The 2,573-nt window shown below is 32.1% G+C and carries 2 protein-coding genes and 2 pseudogenes; 1 reads left to right on the forward strand and 3 read right to left on the reverse strand.

What is annotated here, in order from left to right; genetic code table 11:
* The coding region (tnpC, locus tag HNR32_RS13540; protein WP_183863561.1) for an IS66 family transposase at nt 1-1,176 on the forward strand (1,176 nt) is incomplete at its 5' end.
* A 191-nt stretch (nt 1,177-1,367) separates the two neighbouring features.
* Here tnpC and HNR32_RS13545 read toward each other — a convergent pair.
* The 3 genes and pseudogenes from HNR32_RS13545 to HNR32_RS14305 form a co-directional block, all read right to left on the reverse strand.
* Nucleotides 1,368-1,589, reverse strand: coding sequence for a methyl-accepting chemotaxis protein (locus HNR32_RS13545; protein WP_183863563.1), 222 nt, complete (start codon nt 1,587-1,589; stop codon nt 1,368-1,370).
* Nucleotides 1,590-1,628: 39 nt separating this feature from the next.
* Nucleotides 1,629-2,159: pseudogene (locus HNR32_RS14300) on the reverse strand (methyl-accepting chemotaxis protein); the annotation flags it as partial.
* Nucleotides 2,148-2,519 (reverse strand): annotated as a pseudogene (locus HNR32_RS14305) (protoglobin domain-containing protein); the annotation flags it as partial. The pseudogenes HNR32_RS14300 and HNR32_RS14305, both read right to left, overlap by 12 nt.
* Nucleotides 2,520-2,573 lie beyond the last annotated feature (54 nt).

Below are 2,573 nucleotides of genomic sequence, written 5' to 3' on the forward strand. Positions count from 1 at the left end.
ATCCGCAGCGAATTAGAATATATTCCGGCTAAAGTAAAAGTAATAGATATTTACCGGGAAACATTTGAATGCCGCACTTGCCGAAAAAATGAACACTTCAGTATAGAAAAACCACAAGTACCAGCATGTGTACTACCACATAGTATAGCTACACCGTCAGCAATAGCTCATACTATGCAACAAAAATATGAATATGCAGTGCCGCTTTACCGTCAGGAAAAGCAATGGCAGCAATTAGGCATAAAGCTAAACAGAGCAACGCTTGCCAACTGGATAGTTTTAGCAGCGCAAGAGTGGCTGCTGCCCATAATAAAGAAAATGCATGAATATCTTTTACAAGAAAAAGTTATTCATGCAGATGAAACACCAGTGCAGGTAATGGGCGAAAAAGACCGTAAAAATACAGCGAAATCCTATATGTGGCTGTATAGCAGCGGTAAATATGATCCAATACATAATATCCGTATATTTGAATATCAGCCCGGAAGAAAAGGTGATTATGCCCAAAACTTTCTCAAAGGATATAACGGATATCTGCATACCGATGCCTATGTTGGTTATGAAAAAGTAGAAAACATAAAGCACTGTCTGTGCTGGGCTCATGCCAGAAGATACTTCATTGAATCAATACCTTCTGACGCTGATGATCTTTCTGGGACAATAGCACAAGAAAGCATAAAACAAATAAATAAACTGTTTGCCATAGAAAAAATATTAATAGAAGAATCGATACAAAACAGGCAAAAAGAACGTCTCCAGCAAGAAAAACCGCTGCTGGAGGCTTATTGGTCATACCTAAAAATAAACAAAGATAAAATACTGCCAAAATCCAAACTAGGAAAAGCAATAAATTATACTCTTAACAACCAACAAAAATTGCAGACCTACTTAGAAGATGCTCATTGTGACATATCTAATAACCTAGCAGAAAACAGTATACGACCATTTACCATAGGCCGAAAAAACTGGCTATTTTCTGGTTCGCCCAAAGGAGCCAAAGCAAGCGCCGCGGTATACAGCATAATAGAAACCTGTAAAGCAAATGAAATAGATACTTATAAATATCTTGAATATATATTTAAAAATCTGCCTAACCAGCCAATTATTCATAATCCTGCGCTGATAGAAAATTATCTGCCATGGAGTGACAAAATAAAAAATAACTGTGGTCAATAATTATAAAGTTATAAAAATGCCGCTAGTCCTTGTATGTAGAATACAGGATTAGTGGCATTTTTTCTATACACTATTTGATTGATCGCTTACAATTAAGTAATACTCTTTAAATTGAATATATAGAATAATATATGTAATTTTAAAGCCCGATATCGTTAAACCTTTTAACCGCTCCAGATAAATAATTATTTTTATTCGTCAATTTTGTCAAATAAACCATTTGCTGAATCAGCTACTGTAGTTGACACTTGTTTTACCTCTACCGCTGTTGTTGTTAATATATTTAGTGCATTATTTATTTCTTCAATTTGTTTATGATTTTCTTCTGTTGCAACAGATATTTTTCCTATTTCAGTAACACTTGTTGTTATCTCATCTACAATTTTAATCAGCAGCTGATTTTGTTCTTCCATATTATTAACAACAATAGTAGTGGATTATGTATTGTTATCAATAAGATCGTGTATTTTACCCGCTGCATTATTACTCTGTTCTGCTAATTTACGAACTTCAGCTGCAACTACAGCAAATCCTTTTCCAGCCTGACCGGCACGTGCTGCTTCTATAGCCGCATTAAGTGCCAACAAATTGGTTTGAGTAGATATTTCAGTTATAGTATCTGTTATATTACTTACTGATTTCGTACTAGTATTTAAATTGGCTAAATCATGTTTCATTTTTTTAACCTGTACCGTTAGTGAATTAATATCAGTAATAATTTTTTTTATTGTACTTTCTCCATCTTTAACCAAAATATTTGTTGTATTAGACTGTTCTTTAACTTTATCCGCAGATTTTTTTATATTTCCTACATTAACGGCCATGTTGTCAGCTGAGGAAGACATTTCCTCTGAAAGAGCTGCCAAGGATTGAGAAGATTCCTTTAAAACATCCAAAAGCTTTAATTGCTTTGCCAACATTTTTTCTTCTTTTTTTATTTTATTTTTTAAATCATTAACGTATTCTTTTATAAATGTATGCATAACGATCGCCTGTATAAATTGTGTTTGATGGGAAAATGATATCATTATCTTACACAATTTATCTGTATCATTTTTATAGGCTTTAAATATATAAGGAAATGTAATTTGTTCTATTACTCCAAAAGCCATTGAAAACCATTCTGCTGGAAGTTTAATATTATTATGAATTCGCCCTATAGTATATATTTTTTCTATGTTCTTTTCCGTAAGTGTTGTCTCATACATCATCATTAAAAATTGTTTAAAAGTTTCTTTCAGTCTATTTATAGATGAATTATGTTCTATAAACTCTTTAATTTCTGGTAATGAAAGTATTTTATTCGTAAATTGCAATAGCAAATTGAACACTTTTTTATCCATAATTATTTTTGGTTAGAATATATTTTATCTAAATTTTCATCAAAAAGCTCTTCT

This window comes from Pectinatus brassicae (genome assembly GCF_014201835.1).
GTDB lineage: Bacteria > Bacillota > Negativicutes > Selenomonadales > Selenomonadaceae > Pectinatus > Pectinatus brassicae.

What these genes read in the sequence shown, in the direction of transcription:
- HNR32_RS13545 (WP_183863563.1), bottom strand. Translation starts at nt 1,589, where the DNA reads ATGGAAGAACAAAATCAGCTGCTGATTAAAATTGTAGATGAGATAACA.